Source organism: Mesorhizobium sp. M7A.F.Ca.CA.003.01.2.1 (assembly GCF_003998945.1).
Classification (GTDB): Bacteria; Pseudomonadota; Alphaproteobacteria; order Rhizobiales; family Rhizobiaceae; genus Mesorhizobium; species Mesorhizobium ciceri.
This window is the reverse complement of record NZ_RZRA01001557.1, coordinates 1-625: the sequence shown is the minus strand read 5'-3', so window position 1 is coordinate 625 and position 625 is coordinate 1. Positions and strand designations below refer to the sequence as shown.

Genomic DNA, 625 nt, shown 5'->3' with positions numbered 1-625 from the left:
AAATCGCACTGCGCCGCGCCTGCGGCGGACGAATTCCAGATAACTAATTGATATTTAATAATATTCAGGAAGAATAGCGTGCAGCGAATTCGGAAATGCGCTGCACCACGGCCTTCGATGCGGTAATGCCGCGCGCTTGCGCCTTCTCGGCGGCCTCTGCGCGGGCACGACCGGGCACATGCACGCCGAAGCGCCGCCGCAGCCGGTCAAGCTGGTCCTTCATTCGTTGCTCGAAATCTGGATCGAGCAGCTTGGGTTCGATAGCAAGCACGAACAGTCCCGTGCCGGGGCTGTCCGGCCCGCCGCTGAACCATGGCGCGTCGAGCGACCAGTTGGCGCCCGACAGGCCCGCCGCCAGCACCTCGACCATCAGCGCGATGTTGGCGCCGCGCTGACCGCCGAAGGCGAGCATTGCACCCTTCATGGCGGCGGCGGGATCGGTGGTCGGATTGCCGCTGGCGTCCAGTGCCCAGCCTTCCGGGATTGTCTTGCCGTCCTCGGCCGCTTTGCGGATGTTGACGAAAGCGGTGGCGCTCGACGACTGGTCGATGACCAGCGGCGCCCCGTCGGCGGCAGGCGCGGCAAACGACATCGGGTTGGTGCAGTAGACCGGCTTGACCGAGCC

1 protein-coding gene is annotated in these 625 nt (G+C 65.0%); it reads right to left on the bottom strand.

What is annotated here, in order from left to right; genetic code table 11:
* Nucleotides 1-64 precede the first annotated feature (64 nt).
* Nucleotides 65-625: Ldh family oxidoreductase (locus EN969_RS34160; RefSeq protein ID WP_206525368.1), on the bottom strand; the 561-nt coding region annotated here is incomplete at its 5' end.